This is a genomic window from Bradyrhizobium sp. UFLA05-89 (genome assembly GCF_059803475.1).
Genome location: NZ_JBANBA010000048.1, coordinates 1 through 17,148 on the forward strand (window position 1 = coordinate 1; position 17,148 = coordinate 17,148).

Sequence of the window (17,148 nt, forward strand, 5' to 3'; positions counted from 1 at the left end):
GACGCGGCCCGCGCCCACGACATTCGAATCATGGTTGCCCATGGATTCAGAAGCCCGCAACAAAAGCAACTGTAATGTTAGGGCCAATCATCCCTAATCTGAACGGACGCAAGCAAGGTGCCTAGCGCCTCGCCGCCTCATGCTATCGTCGCGCCAGAGTGCAGCCCAGCGGCCGCGATGATCCCGCCGAGCTCTCGCCCGATTGCGTCGGCAGCTCGTCGAACATGTTCTGCTTGCCGGTGTTGAACTCGAAGATCTTGCGGAACACGCCGGGCATCATCGCCGAGATCGGATTGACTCGCATGACCGGCTTATCGGGCGCCCCGACGACCTCATAGGTCACGCCGATCAGTCCCTCATTGTTGCCGTTGCCCAGGAGAAGGCCGATAACGGGCAACTGGCCAAAGATATTGTTCACCCCATACACCGGCACGAAGGTGCCGCTCATGCAGACCTGATTGCCGGCATAATCGATCGCGCCCTCGATGGTGGCGCCGATCATCGGTCCCTTGACGACACCGTCGCGGATCGTGAGCGCACCGTTCTGCCGAGTGAATTCCGCGCGCAACGCCGTGAAGGATACGCCGCTCTGCGCGCCGTTGGAACCGCCCGCCGCAATGCGATCGAGCTGCTCCATCCCCTTGACCGTGAAGTCACGCACGTTGATGAGGCCTTCCCGTGCCGTCGGCTCCGATGTCGGCGGCTCCATCGCAACCACCATCTGGCCGCCGAACACCTTGTTGGTGGTGTCGGAGAAGCGCAGGAAAGCGCCGGCGTCGTTGGTCTGGAGGTAGATCACCTCGCGACCGCCCTGCGCGCGCCCGCCGCGCAAGTCTGCCGTCACCGGCGTGTCCTTGCCGACCTTGCCGTTCAGTGTGAAGGCTTTGACGGCACCGCTCCGCCGCGACATCTTGGCATCGACGCTGCGCATCGCCTCGCCGTTGAAGCCAGCGACCGCGCCGAGCTTGACGTCGATGTCGAAGTCGACGTTCTTCAGCTTGTTCTTGTCGTCCTTGCCGGAATTGCCTGAGATCGCCGACTTCAGGAAGCCGCGACCGTCGAAGACGTCGCCGCGCATGGTGCCTCTCACCACGCCGTCGGGACCGCGCTCCACCTTGAGCGAGGCCTTGTCGCCGTCGGACGGCGAATAGGTCGGGAAGTTCGCATTCATGAGGTCGCCGTTCTGGTCGACCTCGAGCGAGCCCTTGATCGACACTCCCGCACCTTCGACGGCGATATCCTCGAGCCGCGTCGATTGCGCGGTCGGCACCACCTTGAAGCTGGCCTTGCCCGACTTGCCTGGCAGCTTCACCCAGCCCGGCAGGATGTTGTCGAGCTTGAGCGAGGTCAGATCGGCCTCGATGCCAAGGCGCGTGGTCTGCTCGGGACCGCTGGCAATCTTGCCGGAGACCTTGATCGGCAGCGAACCACTGACGGCGGGGCTCAAGTCGAACCCGAGACGGGCGCGGCTCGCATCGTCGAGCGTGGTCTGCAATTTGACGTCGGCATCGCCCTCGGCCGGCTTGCGGTAATCGAGCGAGGCCGCCTGGCCGTTGATCTTGACGTCGCCCTTGACCTGGTAGCCCTGATTGCTCGCGACGATCTTGAGGCTGTTCGCCTCGAGCTTCTGATTCATCACCAGCTTGTCGGCGGCGAAGCCGTTGAGGTCGGCGGCGACGGTGAAGCTCGTATCCGCCTTGGTCAGCTCGCCCTTCACCGGCAAGGCGAGCGTGATGTTGGCCGAGAAATTACCCTTGCTGGTGTTGGGATCGACGAAGGTTGCTGACAGATCGCTCAGACGATCATTGGCGAGAATTTCGGCAGCCGCGGGCACCGGTCCGTCGACGCGGAATCTGCTGCGCGAAGGCGACGGCTTTATCGCCATGTCCGGCACCTCGAAGGTGAAGTCCGAAAAGGTGATCTTGCGTCCCGCGGGTGTATCGGCAACGCCCTGCCCGATCGTCACCGTCGCGGTGCGTCCGGTGATGTGCGCCTTGAGGTCGGCGTCGTGTACTGAAGGCATGCCGTCCACGGGGTGAACCGCGACGCCGTTGGCAACGATGTTGACCGACAGGCCGTCCTCGGGGATCGGCGGGCCCTTGCGCGGGAGATTGCGCGTCGGCGAATTGACACCGACCTCGATGCGCTGGAGCGTGCCGCGCTCGATCCGCTCGATCACCCACTCACGTAGCTCCGGAACAATGAGCGTCGGCCACATCCGCTTGAGGGCGGTCGCCGACATCGGCGTGCCCGCAAAGCCGAGCATCAAACGCGGCTCGCCGGAATAGTCGATCGCGCCGGTTCCGGCGACGCCGATCTCGCCATTGCTGATGTCGGCCTGCGCCAGCACGACGCGCTTGTGGTCGGTGTCGAAACGGAAGCCGATGGCAATGCGGTTGAAGACCAACGGCGGTTCGTTGTCGATGCCGCCCAGCAGGATCGATCCGCCGCTGAACCCGAGCTGCCAGTCATTGGTGGTGCCATTCGGCGGCTCGAGATGCGCGAGCAGCGTAATCCGGTTGGCGCCGGAGATGATCTTGAACGGCGCCACCAGCACCCGGCGTCCGGCGTCCCATTCTAGGTTGAGCTCGGCCGAATCGATCGCCATCGGATAATCCGGCGTATCGGTGTCGATGATGTTGCCCGCGCCGACGACAACCTTGCCGCGGAAATAGGTCGGCAGGCCGTCGCGGCCGAGCTCGCCCTTGAGCTCGCCGGTCAGCGGCAGGTCAGCGTTGTAGGTCAGGTCCTTTAGCCGCAGCGCCAGCAGGATGTTCGAGGTCGAGACCTTGTCGGCCCGGACATCGACCGAGCGCACGCCGTTCTCGGCAGGGCCGATCGTGGCGCGGAGCGACCATGGCCGCGCGCCCTCTTCGCCGAAGCTGAGCGCAACGCCGCCACCGTGCGGTCGACGCAGGCTGAGACTGATGTTCTCGAAACTCCACTTGCTGCCGCGCTGCTGGTCGTCGACGATCAGATTGCCGTTCTTCAGGCCGATCTCGTTGAGGTTCTGGCCGTCAAGTCCGGTCATGCTCAGGCTGTCGAGCCAGTCGAGCCCGGCAAGCAATCCGCTCTGCGTGCTGCCGCCGGCCGATGACGCTGCGGCCGCATCCGGACCGGAGGGCGCGACGGGAGAGGTCGTCGCGGCAGGCGGTGCAGATCCCGGACGCGGGAAGGTCGGCGGCAGGCCCGCCTCCTTTTTCGACGCGACGCCGGTGGCGAGCGGCTTTGCGGTGTCGCCGGCCGACACCGTGACGGTCCCGTCGGGTGCGATCCGGATCGCGAGCTCGGCATCGACGAGATTGAGGCTCTCGGCGCGCAGCCGGCCCATCAGCAGCGCCATGCCCGACAGCCGCACTTCGGCCTTCGGCGCGCTTGCGACGATGGCGTGATCGCGGTCCCGGACGATGATGTCGCGAATGCGCACCGCGATGCGGATCCGCCCTGCGCGTTCGATCTGGGTGCCGCCGACCTCGACGGTGTTGCCGTGACCGATATTGTCCTCGATCGCAGCCGCAAGCCATGGCGTCGCCATGTCGAGATTGATGGGCCCCGCGCCGAGCCGCCACCACAGCGTGGCGAAGCAACAGACGAAAATGATGACGAGAGTGCCCGTGACGAGGGCAAGCCGTTTGACCCAGCGGTCAGCCGCAAGCCAGCGCCCGAACGTGCCGAAGCCGTCACCTACGCGATGAAAGCGGGAGTTGGAACGGGACAACAGCCGGCGCGCCCGGTGGCCTGCCGCCGCTTCCTGGTCCGGATCCCAATCGACCTCGTCCCATGCAAGAGGGTCTTGCTCTCCGGCGCGCTGATAGAGCTCCCCGCTGTGGTCCTGGGGCGACGAATTTCTTGCCATTGCCTCTCGATACAGGCGGCCATCCCTAGGTTGACCGCCGCCGGGGCCGCAGCCGTCCACGGGGACCAAACGTCCCTGCGCCGGCATTGCCGCCATTCCCTTGATGTTCCTGCTGTTCGTCATGTCGCCCCGAACGCGCGTTCAACGAGCAGTGGGGTGGTGTTTGGAATTCCTTGTAACCATCCTCCGGCGTCGACAGACTTGCCCAGCCGAGGGCGCGATTCCGGCGCGCCGGACGAGATCTGCAATACCGCTTTGGTTGACCCGCCGAAAGCGTCGAAAGGAAGGCGTATGTCCAAGAAAACGCGAAAGAAATCGTCCAAGACGGCCTCCGACAGCCCAACCCCAAGGAAAAAACGGACTCAAACGCGGACTACGGCGACAACAAAGCCCGCGACGACGCAGCGGGCCGCAACACGCAAATCAACCAAAACCTCTATCGTGGCAGCATCGCACAAGGCCACGTCGAAACGGTTAAAATCTTCCGAATCGGCAGCCGCCCCCACCAAGGGTGCCCTGTCCGAAGGCCAGAAGGCACCTGCCTTCAGCCTGCCGCGCGACGGCGGCGGCACGGTGAGGCTGGCCGACTATGCCGGCAACAAGCTGGTCCTGTTCTTCTATCCTCGCGCCGACACGCCGGGTTGCACCCGGGAGGCGATCGATTTCACCCGGCTCAAGGATGCCTTCGCTGCGACCGGCACGAGCGTGCTCGGCATCTCGGCCGACCCACCGAAGGCCCAGGAGAAGTTCCGCGACAAGCACAAGCTAGCCGTCCCCCTGATCTCGGATGAGCAGCATGAGATGCTGGAGGCCTACGGCGCCTGGGGCGAAAAATCGATGTACGGCAGGACCTTCCTGGGGCTTCTTCGCACCACGGTGCTGGTCGGCGCCGACGGCAAGGTGGCGCGAATCTGGCGCAACGTCCGGGTCGACGGCCACGCCGAGGATGTGCTGGCGGCCGCAACATCCCTTTAACCAGTTGCGCGAATTCGAGCATTCCCGTTTCCGGAAAATTAACCATGAACGGCCCAGATTGCTGCGGCAATTGAGCCGTCCGGAACCTCTCCGACCGGCGCGGGAGTGCCGATGTCGAACAGTTCTGCCCAATACTCGCACTACTCCCAGCATCACCCTCACGACCGCGGGCGGCCCTTCAACCGCCGTCCTGTGAGCACCGCGGCCGCGATCCCCCTTCCCGCCGCCGACGACGCCTACACCATCGTGCATCACGGCAAGCAGGTCCGCCTCGGGCCCGTGGTGTTCTGGATCGTGGTCGGGACCATCGTGCTGCTCGGGCTGTGGTCGGCGGCGACCGCCACCTATTTCGCCTTCCGCGACGACGTGCTGACGCGGCTGATCGCCCGCCAGGCCGAGATGCAATATGCCTATGAGGACCGCATCGCCGAGCTCAGGGCCAAGGTAGATCGCACCACGAGCCGGCAGCTGCTCGACCAGGAGCAGTTCGACCAGAAGCTCGACCAGATCATGAAGCGGCAGACCGCGCTCGAGTCCCGCGCAACGGCGCTCGGCGCCATGCCCGACGTGACCGGATCGATCCCGCGCGCGACACCGCAACGCGGCGAGGCCAGCCCGTCACAGGGCACGCCAAAGCCCTCGCCGATCAGCGACACCGTGATTTTCGTGGCGCCACCGGATCGCGAGGCGCGGCTTGAATCGCGAACACCCGTGATCGCCAACCCACAGCCGAGCCAGTTCGCCAAGGTTCAGGGTTTTGACAATGTCCTGGTGCGCTTGCAGACATCGCTTGATCAGGTCGAGAGACGCCAGATCGCCGCGCTCAGCGCCGTCGAGGACGGCATGGAATCGCGCGCACGCCGGATGCGCGGCGTGGTCAGTGATCTCGGCCTGAACCTCGCCGATCTCGAAGCCGCCGTGCCGCGGACCGCGATGGGTGGCCCTTTTGTACCGGTCAAATTGACCGCGAATGCCGGTCCGTTCGAGAAGCAACTTAATCGTATCAACGTCACGCGCGCCGAGGTGGATCGGCTCAACCGCACGCTGGCGCTGGTGCCCTACCGCAAGCCCGTCATCGGCGAGGTCGAGTTCACCTCCGGCTTCGGCGTGCGCAGCGATCCATTCCTTGGCCGGCCGGCGATGCACACCGGCCTCGACTTCCGCGCCGCGACCGGCGATCCCGTCCGCGTTACCGCCAACGGCAAGGTGGTGTCGGCGGGATGGTCGGGTGGCTATGGCCGAATGATCGAGGTCGACCACGGCAACGGGCTCTCGACCCGCTACGGCCATCTCTCCGAGATCAACGTCAAAGTCGGCGAGATCGTGAAGATCGGCCAGGTCGTCGGATTGGTCGGATCGACCGGCCGCTCCACCGGCCCGCATTTGCACTACGAAACCCGCATCGACGGCGAAGCGGTCGACCCGCAGAAATTCCTGCGCGCCGGCGTGCGCCTCAGCGCGGGCTAGGTGCGAAGACACACCGGTCTCTCAGCGACGAGCACATGCTCGTCGCTTTTTTTGTTTAGCGCCGGCCGCCACCCATCCCGCCACCCGGACCACCGAAGCCGCCACCGCCGGGCCCCACGGGACCGCCAGGTGAGCCAAGGCCGCCAGGACCGGACGGACCGTTCGGGCCCGATGGGCCGGAGCCGGGAGCCGGCCCCGGGCCCGAACCAGGCGCGGGTCCACCGCCAGGCGCGCCAGGCTGGCCACTCGGAGAACCGGGCGTGCCGCTTCCCGGATGCAGGATCGAGCCGCCCGGCGAATGGGTGCCTGAGCCGGGCGGGCTGCCCGGTCCCTGCAGCGACGATCCCGGGAACTGCGTGACGGCCTGCACCGATTCGACCTGCAAGCCGCGGCCGCGATCGAACACGCCGTTCAGCACCACCCGTGCCTCGCCTGCGCTCGGCGCAAAACGCGAGCCGTCGTGGGCGACGAGACCAGAGCCAAGCTGCAGATTGGCGCCGGCCCGCTGCACATAGGCCTCGATCGATAGCCGGCTCGCACCGGCAAGATCCGAGAAATCGTCGATCCTGGCGTGCGCGACCTGGAGCATGCCCTGGCTCGCGCTGCCCTCGACCTGAACGCGCTGGCCGACCAGGGCGACATCAGCACCGTTCAGCCGCAGGCCGCCGATATGCAGCCCGTCGGGACCTCGCTCGAGCAGGCCGGAAACCCTTGCAGTGGCGTTGCGACGCTGCTCGACGAGGCTCGCGACGATCGTGCCGTCGGTGCGACGCAGCCCGAACACCGCCACATGGGTGCCGACGCGGCGCCAGCTCTCCTGGCCGCTCGCCACCACTTTCTGGCCGAGCACGGTGATCTCGTTGCCCTTCACTGCTTCAATCGGGCCCGCAACCTCGCTGGCGATGATGATGCTGCGCGTTGCCAGCGTGCCACCGGCCTGCCGGACGGCAACCACGCGCGCGAGCTGTCCGATGCGCAAGCTCTTGGTCGTCGCGGGCTCGCCGTCGATCCGCACCGGCACGTCGGCCGCGTAAGTGACGCGCTCGCCATTGACGTAGATGCTGCCGAAGCGCTGGATCACACCGACGATGCCGGTGCCGCCGATGCCCTGATCATCACCGCGCCTGATGCCAGTGCCGCCAATTCCCTGGTCGCTGCCGCGCTTGGTTTGTGCCCAGGCGGCAGCCGTTCCGGCGAGCCAGAATCCCGTCAGCAACAGGCGGCGGGATATGCGCGGCGGCGTGGTCATGAGCGACCGCCCTCGCCGGTGCCGTCGCTCTCCGCCTCGACATCCTCGCAATAGATGTAGATGCCGAAATTCCAGCGGGCATCGCCGCCCTTGTCCTTGGCGAGCGAGCGATTTGCCTCGCGGTTGGCGGTCTTGAGCGCCTCCATCGCGAGTTCGCGCGAGCGCGCCTCGAGCCGTTTTGCAAGTCTTGGCGATAGGCCGTTGTAATGCACCGCGCGTTCAAGGAAGCGCGGCGCAGGCCCTGAGACGTTTTCAGCCGCCGCGGCGATATGGTCGTGCAGGTTGCGGCCGAGATAGTGCCATTTGCTGTCGTCCTCACCGCGGGGAACGAAGGCAGCCTCGACCAACTCGATCGCGTCATCGCCGTTGATGGTAACGAGCCCGCGATCGAGCCATTCGTCGAGCACCGCGCGCGGCCGCACGTCTTTCGTCACGGAAGCGACGAGCTGCTCAAACGAGGGAGCCTCGCCTTCGGCCGTGCGCGGCAGCGGCAGCGGCTCGCCCTTCGCATCGGTGAATTCGGGCGCCGCCAGCCAGCGCGCGATCACGGCGCTGGTCAGCGACACCGCCGCCGGCGCCTCATGCACGGGCGCGCCGGCGCCGCGCAGCCGCGCGACCTCCTTGCGATGGATTCCGGTGAGCAGGCTGACGCGACTGTCGGTCTGCTCTTTGCCTTCGAGCGCGAAATCGTGCTCGGCCACGTTGACGAACAGCTCGCGGAGCAATTGCGCCAGCGCCGGAAAGGTCATGCCGCTGCGGATGCACAGGCGCACCAATGGGCGCAGCAGCCGCGCCAGGGGCGCGTGCAGCTTTGCCGCGGCGTTCGGCTGTGGTGCAGCCGGTCTATCCGCCGCCTTGGACCCGGGCTTGGCATTCATGGCTGAATTGTAACGGCGCCCCGCGTGGGACACAATCCCACTTTTTTCGCGCGCCTTGTTGACGTGGTAAATTTTCCCACATATACCGGACGCAACTGAGGGCACGACGCGAAAGGGAAAGTTGACCCAATGCCTGACCGCCCGGTCTGCAATTCCAGCAAGATTTCCGCACCTTTCGGCCGACACCGCCCTGGCGCGGTCGAGCCGATGCTGCCTGCGCTCGTGCGCGGCGTGATCTTCATCTCGACACTCGCGGTGCCCTTCGTCGCCGCCCTCCTGGCCGGCTGAGCGGAGCACGACGGCAACATGACCCATGTCAGCGAACCCACCCGCCCGTCGGTTCTTCACATCTTCAAGGTCTACTATCCCGACCTGTTCGGTGGCACGCTCACGGTGATCCGTGACATCTGCGCGAGCCTGAAGGATGCCTTCACCTCCGCCGTGCTGGTCTGCTCGAAGTCCGCCGAAGAACGCCGCAATATCGTCGTCAACGACGTCGCCGTGGAGCGCGTGCAGTCATTCGGCGACGTGCTCTCGCTGCCAGCCGCGCCGACTTATCCGTGGCGCCTCTGGCGCAAGATCGCGCAGCACGACCTGCTGGCACTGCACGCCCCCTTCCCGCTTGCCGACCTCGTCTTCGCGCTCGGCTTCGCTCGCAAGCGGCCGCTGGTCGTGCATTGGCATGCCGACATCGTCACCCATGCCGGTCTGCGCTGGTTCATCGAACCGTTGATGCGCCGGACCCTGCGTCAGGCCGCCGCCATCATCGTCTCCGACCGCGTGCTGGTCGACACCACGCCGCTGCTGCGGGAATTCGCTGCCAAGTGTCACGTCGTGCCGTTTGGCATCGACACCGCGAAATATGACTGGCCAAGGCTCGAGCCGGAGCACGTCAACGATCGCGGACGGCTGGTGCTCGGCTGCGGGCGGCTCGTTCCCTACAAGGGCTTCGACGTCCTGATCCGCGCTGCGGCAAACCACAACTTCGAGGTCTGGATCATCGGCGAAGGCGCCGAGCGCGCGCGGCTCGAGCAACTGATCGACGAGCTCGGCGTTCGCGAACGCGTCCGCCTGCTCGGCTCCGTGCCCGATTGCGAGCGCGTCAAGCTGATGTGCATCGCCGACGTGTTCGTGATGCCATCGGTGACCAACGCCGAGACCTTCGGTCTCGTCCAGCTCGAGGCGATGGCGGCAGGCCGGCCCGTCGTCAACACGGCGCTGGATACGGCCGTGCCGCATGTGGCGCGTCACGGCATCGAGGCGATCACCGTGACGCCCGGCGACGCCGCAGCGCTTGGCGAAGCCATCGACACCCTGATTCGCGATCCCGAACGCCGCCGCCGCATGGGCCTTGCCGCGCGGACGCGCGCGGCGACGCGCTACTCCGCGATGGCCTTCAAGAGTGGCATGGAGACGGTGTACAGCACGGCATTGGCTCAGGCGTCGGCCGCGAGCATAAGCCGCTCCGCTGCCGCCTCGTCCGCCACTCCGGCCTGGCTCGAGGTGATCCGGATCGCAGGCGCGCTGGCGTGGTCCGACATGCGCCATCGCTACGTGCGCTCGCTGCTCGGACCGTTCTGGATGTCGCTCCAGATGGCGATCGTGGTCGCGGTGCTGGGCTCGGTGATCGGCCAGATGTCCAACGCCGGGGTGCTGGCGCGGCTGCCCATGCTCGCGCTGTCGATGACGGCCTGGACCTTCCTCAACAGCGTCGTGCTCGATGCCACCACGGCGCTACAGGGCTCGGCGAGCCTGATCCGCGACCGCGCATTGCCGCCGGTGATCTTCCTCCTGCAATGCACCTTCCGCCAGGCGCTGTTCGCGCTCCACAATGCCTGCGTGCCGCTGATCCTGTGGCTGGTGCTGACCCCGCGCGATCTCTCCCACGCGCTCGCCGCCCTGCCGGGGCTTCTGCTCTTCATCGCCTGCACCTTCGCACTGAGCCTGGTGCTCGGCGCCATGGCGACACGGTATCGCGACCTCAAGCCGATCATCGAATCCTCGCTGATGCTCGGCTTCCTGTCCTCACCCGTGATCTGGTCGTCGGAGATGATCAATCATCGCTCGACCATCATGCGGCTCAATCCGCTGACCCACCTGTTCGCGGTGTGGCGCGAGCCTCTGGTGGGTGGGCATGTCGACACTCTGAGCATCGTCTATGTGCTGGCGTGCCTTGCCGGGCTCACCGTCGCGAGCTGGCTGACCCTCGTCCACCTGCGCAAAGCGGCCTTCTGGATCTAGCGTCATGGCCTCGATCAGCTTGCGTAGCGTCAGTCTCGATTATCCCCTGTACGGCGCCTACGACCACTCGCTCAAGCGCCGCCTGCTCGGCCATCTCATCCGCGAGGAAGGCGGGATGCGGATCATCCGCGCCGTCGACAACATCACGATCGAGGCCGAGGCTGGCGCGCGCATCGGTCTTGCCGGACCGAACGGCTCGGGGAAATCGACGCTGCTCCGCCTCATTGCCGGGGTCTATCCACCCAGCAGCGGCACCGTCGCGATCAAGGGCAACATCGTGCCGCTGCTCGGCCTCAATGCCGGCGTCAATCTTGATTTCGTGGCGGAGGACAATATCGCGCTTCTGCTCCGGATCTCCGGCCGCAAGCCGACCCGCGCCATCATCGACGAGATCTGGGCCTTCACCGAGCTCGAGGAGCGGATGCAGCGGCTGCCGCTGCGGATGTTCTCCTCGGGCATGCTGATGCGCGTGCTGTTTGCGACCGCGACCGCATTCCCGGCCGACATCCTGCTGCTCGACGAATGGCTCAGCGTCGTCGACGAGAATTTCTCGGCCAAGGCGCAGGCCCGGCTGCTCAAGCTGGTATCCCAGGCCGCGATCGTGATCATCGCCTCCCATGACCAGCCGCTGCTGCGTCGCACCTGCTCCACCATCATCAACCTCGATCACGGACGCGTTGCCTCGACGATCGCCGTCGAGCCGACCGCCGCACATCCATTCGAGCTCCGCGAGATACGCGCATGAAGAAGAGCATTCTGGTCGTCTCCGAGGCGCTCGGCGAGCCCAACCACAAACGCGGCATCTTCCACTTCAGCCGCGAATTGATCCGCTCGCTCGAAGCCGATGGCCACGAGCTGACCCTCCTCGTCGAGACCACGCGCCGCTATCGCAAGCTGCGCGGGCGCGAGCGGCGCACCGGGCTGTTTCCGCGGCAATCGCGCAACATCGAGCTTCTGGCGCTGTACCGCTACCTCGACTCCGTCAACATGAGCGAGCCGATGATGCGCAGCCACGGTGGCCTCCGTCGTCTGCTCGGTTGGATCCGGCACCGGATCGACATGGCGACGTCGTGGGAATACGCCCTCTGTTTTCTGCGGGCGATCGGCCTGCGCGGGATGAGCACGCGGCTGATCGAGAACAAGACCGCGGCGCTCGAATATATTCCGCCGGATCTGCGTCATCTCGAGCTGTTCCGCGACTTCCAGCTCGAAGCCGGCTTCTACAGCTATCAGGACTCCTCGGCGCTCTTCCTGCTGCCACCGCCGCGGATCGACGCCCGCGACTACGACGTCATCCTCGTGGACACGCCGACCCGCGTGGCGATCAAGCGAAAGCCCGGCGCCAAGGTGATCTGCGTCGTTCACGACCTCTTGCCGCTCACCGATCTCAAGCTCAGCGACGTGGCAACGCGCCTGTTCCTGTCGCGCCTGCTGACGAGCTTGCGCCAGGCCGACGAGCTCGCCTTCGTCTCCAACTACAGCATGATGCGGTTCAGGGAGCTGTTGCCGCAATTCGCCCATCTGCCTGCGAGGGTCGTCTACCCCCGCACGCAGTTCGACGCCCCGGATGTCCTGCAACTGCCAGCCCCGACGGGGCGTCCGGGGCGGCCGAGCTTCGTGGTCATCGTTTCCAACGAGCCGCGCAAGAACGTCGCCACCGTGATCCGCGCCTTCCGCGACATGCCGCAGGCCGACCTCGTCGTGATCGGCTATGCCGGCCATGCCTCGCAGATGCGCAACCTGCCGCCCAACATCCGCTTCGCCGGCTATGTCGACGAGCATGAGAAGGCGACCCTGATCGCCGAGGCCCACGGCCTGATCATGCCGAGCTTCGCCGAAGGGTTCGGCGTGCCGATCATCGAGGCGCTCGCGGCGAACACGCCCGTGCTTTGCTCCGACATCGCGGTGTTCCGTGAGGTTGCAGGCGAACTCGCCGATTATTTCGATCCGTTCTCAGCCGAGTCGATCCGCGCCTCCGTCACGCGCGTCATCGCACGACAGGAGGAATGCCGCCGCGACATCAGGGACCACCGCGGTGCGCTTGCCGAGCGCTTCGGGTACGAGACCCAGGCCCGCGATTTCCTCGGCCAGTATCGGCCCGCCGAAAGCTTGATGGCCGCGCAGTAGGCCACCGTCATGACCGTTGAAGCCACCGACGCGCGCGACGTGCTTGCGCCTTCGCGCAGCACGGCAAGGCTGATGTGCAGTGCCGACTTGCTCGCCGCGATGATCGCGGCCTCGCTACCATGGTCGACCTCGCTGCCGGCGATCTTCGTCGGGCTGTGGCTGCTCTTCCTCACGCCGACCATCGATTGGCGGGACTATGCGCGGTGCCTGAGGCAACCGGCCTTCGCCTTGCCCTTCGCATTTCTGGGCCTCGCGCTCCTCGGCCTGCTCTGGTCGGACGCTGCCTGGGCAGACCGGCTGCACGCGATCAAGCCGGTCGCGAAGCTCATCATCATCCCGCCGCTGCTCTATCACGTCCAGCGCTCGGAGCGTGGCGCGTGGGTCTTCATGGCCTTCCTTGCCTCGTGCGCCGTGCTCGCGGTCTTCTCCTGGATCGTGCTGTTTCACCCCGCGTGGAAGCTCGCCGCGACGGCATCAGCCGGAGTACCGGTCAAGAATTACATCGACCAGAGTCAGGAGTTCACGCTGTGCGCCTTTGCGCTCGCGTTGCCGGCGCTGACGTTCTGGCGCGAGCGGCGGCTGGCCGCCGCGTCTGGCTGCCTGGCGCTGATCCTGCTGTTCGTCACCAACATGCTGTTCGTCGCTTCCGCCCGCACTGCGCTGCTCTGTATGCCCGTGCTGCTCGCCTTGTTCGCCTGGCGGCATCTGGGCCGGCGCGCAGCGATGCTGCTGCTGGCAGCCACCGTCGCGGCGAGCCTCCTCGCCTGGACGACGTCGCCGTATCTGCGTCAGCGGATCGCCGATGTTGCCGTTGAATACCAGCACGGACACGAGGACATCAGCCACGCCTCCACCGCACAGCGGCTGACCTATTGGCGCAAGGCGATCGCCGCCTTTGCAGAGGCGCCCCTCCTCGGTCACGGCACCGGCTCGATCAAACGGCAATTCGAGCGCGCCGCCGTGGGGCAGACCGGCCTCGAGGCCGAGGTGGTCAACAATCCGCACAACCAGATCCTCAACGTCGCCATGCAATGGGGATTGCTCGGGGTCGTCCTGCTCTATGCGATGTGGCTGGTGCATCTCTCGCTATTCACAGGCAGCGGCCTCGCAGCCTGGATCGGGCTCGTCGTCGTCGTGCAGAACATGACGAGCTCGTTCCTGAACTCGCATTTGTTCGATTTTCACGCAGGCTGGATCTACGTGCTCGGCGTTGGGATGACCGGCGGCATGACGCTCAGGGACGAACGCCGCTGAATCGGCGCCGCCATACCGCCGACACGCGTCCGTCGATCACGAGCAGCGCACTGCCGATGACAAGCGCACCCGCGATCTCGCGCATCGAGACCGGCTCATCCAATGCGAGCCAGCCAAGAAGAATGGCAGTCACGGGAATGAGCAACGTCACCAGCATGACATTGGTCGCGCCCGAACGTCGCAGGATCTGGAAGAAGACGATATAGGCAAGAGCCGTCGACAGAGCCGCGAGGCCGAGCACCGCGAGCCAGGTCGCTACATCCGGCATCGGAAGTCGCCACGGCTGTTCGATCACGCCGGCGACGATCGCCATCATCACGGTCGAAGCCATCAGTTGAAAGGTCGCCGTCCCGAGCGGCGGCGAATCCTTCAGCAATCGTCTCGCCGCAAGCGCCGCAAGGCCATAGCTGAAGGCGCCACCAAGGCAGAGCAGAATGCCAACCCCATGCGCCGTCTGCGACTCGACGTTCCAGCCTCTCAGGATGACGACGCCGACGAGCCCCAAGGCAACGCCGGCCACGCGCCGCGTCTGCAACATCTCTTCGCCCGCAACCGCCATCACGATCACCGTGAACAGCGGCGTGGTGGCATTCAGGATCGACGCCAGTCCGCTTGGAATGAAGGTCTGGCCGATCACAATCAGCGAGAACGGCACGACGTTGTTGAGCAGTCCGATCGCGAAGAACGTCCGCCAGCCTGCAACACCCTTGGGAAAACCGATCTTCTGGACGCGCAGCAACGGCATCAGAATGGCCGCGCCGAGCGCGACCCGCAGGAACACGAGCGTCAAAGGCGGCAGTTCCCGCAACGCCGCGCCATTGAAGAAGAACGAGCCGCCCCAGAGGATCGAGAGCACAGAGAGCAGCGACCAGTCTCGCGCGTCGATCCGGTTGTCCTTGGCAATCATGGTGTCCCGCTTTGGCGATCGAACGGACCGCCTACTGCGAAACCACAGCCATTGCCACCCGATTTCCGATTGGGACGTGCGCCCTATTTCGGCCGCGACACGATCTCGATCATCCTGCCCTCGTCATCGTCGGGCATCACGGCCTTTGCGCGCGCATAGGCGTCCACAGCCGCGCGGCCAACCAGCGGCTTGTCGGCGAGCAGGCTTTCGGCGAGCTTGACCGCGTAGTCCGCATCCTTGTGCCGCAGCGCCGATGTGAACGTCGCGCCGCTGAAATCGCGCGCGACCATGCGCTTGGAGTGCCGCAGCACCTGCGGGCTTGCAGCGACACCGGCCTGGATCGACTCCAGCACGAGCTTCATGTCGAGCCCGGCCTGTTCGGCGATCGCAAGACCTTCGGCAAGGCCCGCAATCTGGATCGCACCCATGAGGTTGTTGATGAGCTTGTAGACCGTGCCCGATCCCACCGCGCCAAAATGGCGGATGGTCGAGCCGATCGGCTCGAGGAACGGCCGGGCGCGTTCGAGATCGGCGCTGTCGGCGCCGACCAGCAGCGTCAGCTTTCCAGCCGCTGCCGCGTCGGGCAGGCCGGTCACGGGGCAATCGATATAGATGAGCCCGCGCCCGTTCAATTCGCGCGCCATCTCGCGTGCGTGATCATAGGAGACCGTGGAGCACTCGATCGCGATCGTGCCGGCCTTTGCCGTCTTCGCGGCACCGTTGGGACCAAGCCACACGCTGCGCGAAGCCTCATCGTCGGCGACCATGGTCACCACGGCGTCCGCATCGATCGCAGCGTCTTCGGGCGAGGTCGCCCAGCGCGCGCCGCGCGCAATCAGGTCTTCCGCCTTGGCCTTGCTGCGATTCCAGAGCGACACGGTGAAGCCGGCATCGAGGTAGCGGCCGGCCATGCCGTGGCCCATCCGCCCAATCCCGATGAAGGCGACGCGGGGCATGATCAGTCGACGTCCTCGATCTCGCCGCTCGTGGTGCCGAAGGCGCGCTGGGCGAGCGTTGCGGCCATGAACTCGTCGAGATCGCCGCCGAGCACGCCCGACGTGTCCGAGGTCTGCACGCCCGTGCGCAGATCCTTCACCATCTGGTAGGGCTGGAGCACGTAGGAGCGAATCTGGTGGCCCCAGCCGATATCGGTCTTGGCGGCCTGGTCTGCCGCGGCCTTCTCCTCGCGCTTCTTCAGCTCGATCTCATAAAGGCGCGCGCGCAGCATGTCCCAGGCCTGGGCGCGGTTCTTGTGCTGAGAGCGGCCGGCCTGGCAGACCACTGCGACGCCTGTCGGGATATGCGTCAGCCGCACCGCGGATTCGGTCTTGTTGACGTGCTGACCGCCAGCGCCGCCCGAACGCATGGTGTCTGTGCGGACGTCGGATTCCTTGATGTCGATCTTGATGCTGTCGTCGATGACCGGAAATACCTGCACGCTCGAGAACGAGGTGTGCCGCCGCGCATTGGAATCGAACGGCGAGATCCGCACCAGACGATGCACGCCGGCTTCGGTCTTGAGCCAGCCATAGGCGTTGTGGCCGGAGATCTGGATGGTCGCGGACTTGATGCCGGCCTCTTCGCCCTCGGACTCTTCGAGGTACTCGACCTTGAAACCGTGGGTCTCGGCCCAGCGCGTGTACATGCGCAGCAACATCTGCGCCCAGTCCTGGCTCTCGGTGCCGCCGGCACCGGCATGGACTTCGAGATAGGAATCGAAGCGATCGGCCTCGCCCGAGAGCAGCGCCTCGAGTTCGCGCCGTGCGACTTCCTTCTTGAGGGCTTTCAGCGCCGCTTCGGCTTCCGCGACCACGCCCTCATCGCCCTCGGCCTCGCCGAGCTCGATCATGCCAATGTCGTCTTCGAGCTGCTGCTCGACCTTGCCAATACCGGACAGCGCATCTTCCAGCGAGGTGCGCTCCTGCATCAGCTTCTGGGCCTTCTGCGGATCGTTCCAGAGATTGGGATCTTCAGCGAGCTTGTTCAGCTCAGCGAGGCGCGCCGTCGATTTCTCGACGTCAAAGATGCCTCCTCAGCAGCCCGACTGACTGCTTGATCTCTTCTACCAACCGTTCGATTTCGGCGCGCATGTCGTTCTCTGGTCTAGCGTATGATCCGGGAAAGTGTGCAGCGGTTTCCCGAAAAGATCATGCGCAAACAAAAACCTGAAGCGCGATGACAATCTCATCGCGGA

General features: G+C 65.6%; 14 protein-coding genes. 7 read left to right on the plus strand and 7 right to left on the minus strand.

Annotation, left to right across the window (positions count from 1 at the left end; all coding sequences use genetic code 11):
* Nucleotides 1–142: 142 nt before the first annotated feature.
* Entirely contained in the window at nucleotides 143–3,952 is a 3,810-nt protein-coding gene (locus tag SO139_RS23840) for a YhdP family protein (RefSeq protein ID WP_498540685.1), read from the minus strand.
* A 23-nt stretch (nucleotides 3,953–3,975) separates the two neighbouring features.
* Nucleotides 3,976–4,179, minus strand: a complete 204-nt coding sequence (locus tag SO139_RS23845; RefSeq protein WP_449380843.1) for a hypothetical protein — start codon at nucleotides 4,177–4,179, stop codon at nucleotides 3,976–3,978.
* Between SO139_RS23845 and SO139_RS23850 the strand changes: the two genes are divergently transcribed.
* Nucleotides 4,148–4,831 carry a peroxiredoxin gene (locus tag SO139_RS23850; protein WP_498540686.1) on the plus strand — a complete coding sequence of 228 codons (684 nt, stop codon included), beginning with the start codon at nucleotides 4,148–4,150 and terminating at the stop codon, nucleotides 4,829–4,831. The genes SO139_RS23845 and SO139_RS23850 overlap by 32 nt on opposite strands.
* A 111-nt stretch (nucleotides 4,832–4,942) precedes the next feature.
* The gene (locus SO139_RS23855; protein ID WP_449380786.1) at nucleotides 4,943–6,298 is read left to right on the plus strand and encodes a M23 family metallopeptidase; all 1,356 of its coding nucleotides are present in this window, start codon (nucleotides 4,943–4,945) and stop codon (nucleotides 6,296–6,298) included.
* Between the two features lie 55 nt (nucleotides 6,299–6,353).
* Here the strand turns inward: SO139_RS23855 and SO139_RS23860 are convergent, their stop codons facing one another.
* Both SO139_RS23860 and SO139_RS23865 read right to left on the minus strand, forming a co-directional pair.
* Nucleotides 6,354–7,547, minus strand: a complete 1,194-nt coding sequence (locus SO139_RS23860; RefSeq protein WP_449380785.1) for a DUF5666 domain-containing protein — start codon at nucleotides 7,545–7,547, stop codon at nucleotides 6,354–6,356.
* On the minus strand, nucleotides 7,544–8,425 hold the full coding sequence (locus SO139_RS23865; RefSeq protein ID WP_449380784.1) for a DUF6502 family protein: 882 nt from the start codon (nucleotides 8,423–8,425) through the stop codon (nucleotides 7,544–7,546). Before SO139_RS23865 ends, SO139_RS23860 begins: the two co-directional genes overlap by 4 nt.
* Nucleotides 8,426–8,554: 129 nt before the next feature.
* Here SO139_RS23865 and SO139_RS23870 point away from each other — a divergent pair, with 129 nt between their 5' ends.
* The 5 genes from SO139_RS23870 to SO139_RS23890 are packed head-to-tail and all read left to right on the plus strand — an operon-like array spanning nucleotide 8,555 to nucleotide 14,047.
* Complete coding sequence (locus SO139_RS23870; RefSeq protein WP_449380783.1) at nucleotides 8,555–8,713, plus strand: hypothetical protein; 159 nt, start codon at nucleotides 8,555–8,557, stop codon at nucleotides 8,711–8,713.
* Between the two features lie 18 nt (nucleotides 8,714–8,731).
* A complete protein-coding gene (locus SO139_RS23875; RefSeq protein ID WP_498540678.1) occupies nucleotides 8,732–10,666 on the plus strand; it encodes a glycosyltransferase in 1,935 nt (644 codons plus the stop codon).
* 4 nt (nucleotides 10,667–10,670) lie between these two features.
* A complete protein-coding gene (locus SO139_RS23880; protein WP_449380781.1) occupies nucleotides 10,671–11,411 on the plus strand; it encodes an ABC transporter ATP-binding protein in 741 nt (246 codons plus the stop codon).
* Nucleotides 11,408–12,793, plus strand: coding sequence for a glycosyltransferase family 4 protein (locus SO139_RS23885; RefSeq protein ID WP_449380780.1), 1,386 nt, complete (start codon nucleotides 11,408–11,410; stop codon nucleotides 12,791–12,793). The genes SO139_RS23880 and SO139_RS23885 overlap by 4 nt, the downstream gene beginning before the upstream one ends.
* 9 nt (nucleotides 12,794–12,802) lie before the next feature.
* Entirely contained in the window at nucleotides 12,803–14,047 is a 1,245-nt protein-coding gene (locus SO139_RS23890) for an O-antigen ligase family protein (protein ID WP_449380779.1), read from the plus strand.
* Here the strand turns inward: SO139_RS23890 and SO139_RS23895 are convergent.
* The 3 genes from SO139_RS23895 to prfB all read right to left on the minus strand — a co-directional run bounded on the left by SO139_RS23895 (nucleotide 14,028) and on the right by prfB (nucleotide 17,044).
* Nucleotides 14,028–14,954: a DMT family transporter gene (locus SO139_RS23895; protein WP_449380778.1), complete on the minus strand. Its 927-nt coding sequence runs from the start codon at nucleotides 14,952–14,954 to the stop codon at nucleotides 14,028–14,030. The two genes, SO139_RS23890 and SO139_RS23895, sit on opposite strands and share 20 nt — an antisense overlap.
* 83 nt (nucleotides 14,955–15,037) lie before the next feature.
* Nucleotides 15,038–15,910: an NAD(P)-dependent oxidoreductase gene (locus tag SO139_RS23900; protein ID WP_449380777.1), complete on the minus strand. Its 873-nt coding sequence runs from the start codon at nucleotides 15,908–15,910 to the stop codon at nucleotides 15,038–15,040.
* 2 nt (nucleotides 15,911–15,912) lie between these two features.
* Nucleotides 15,913–17,044, minus strand: a protein-coding gene (gene prfB, locus SO139_RS23905) for a peptide chain release factor 2 (protein ID WP_449380776.1) whose coding sequence is annotated in 2 segments (ribosomal slippage) — nucleotides 15,913–16,974 and nucleotides 16,976–17,044 — 1,131 coding nt in all. Because the reading frame shifts where the segments join, the coding sequence is not laid out codon by codon here.
* Nucleotides 17,045–17,148: the final 104 nt, after the last annotated feature.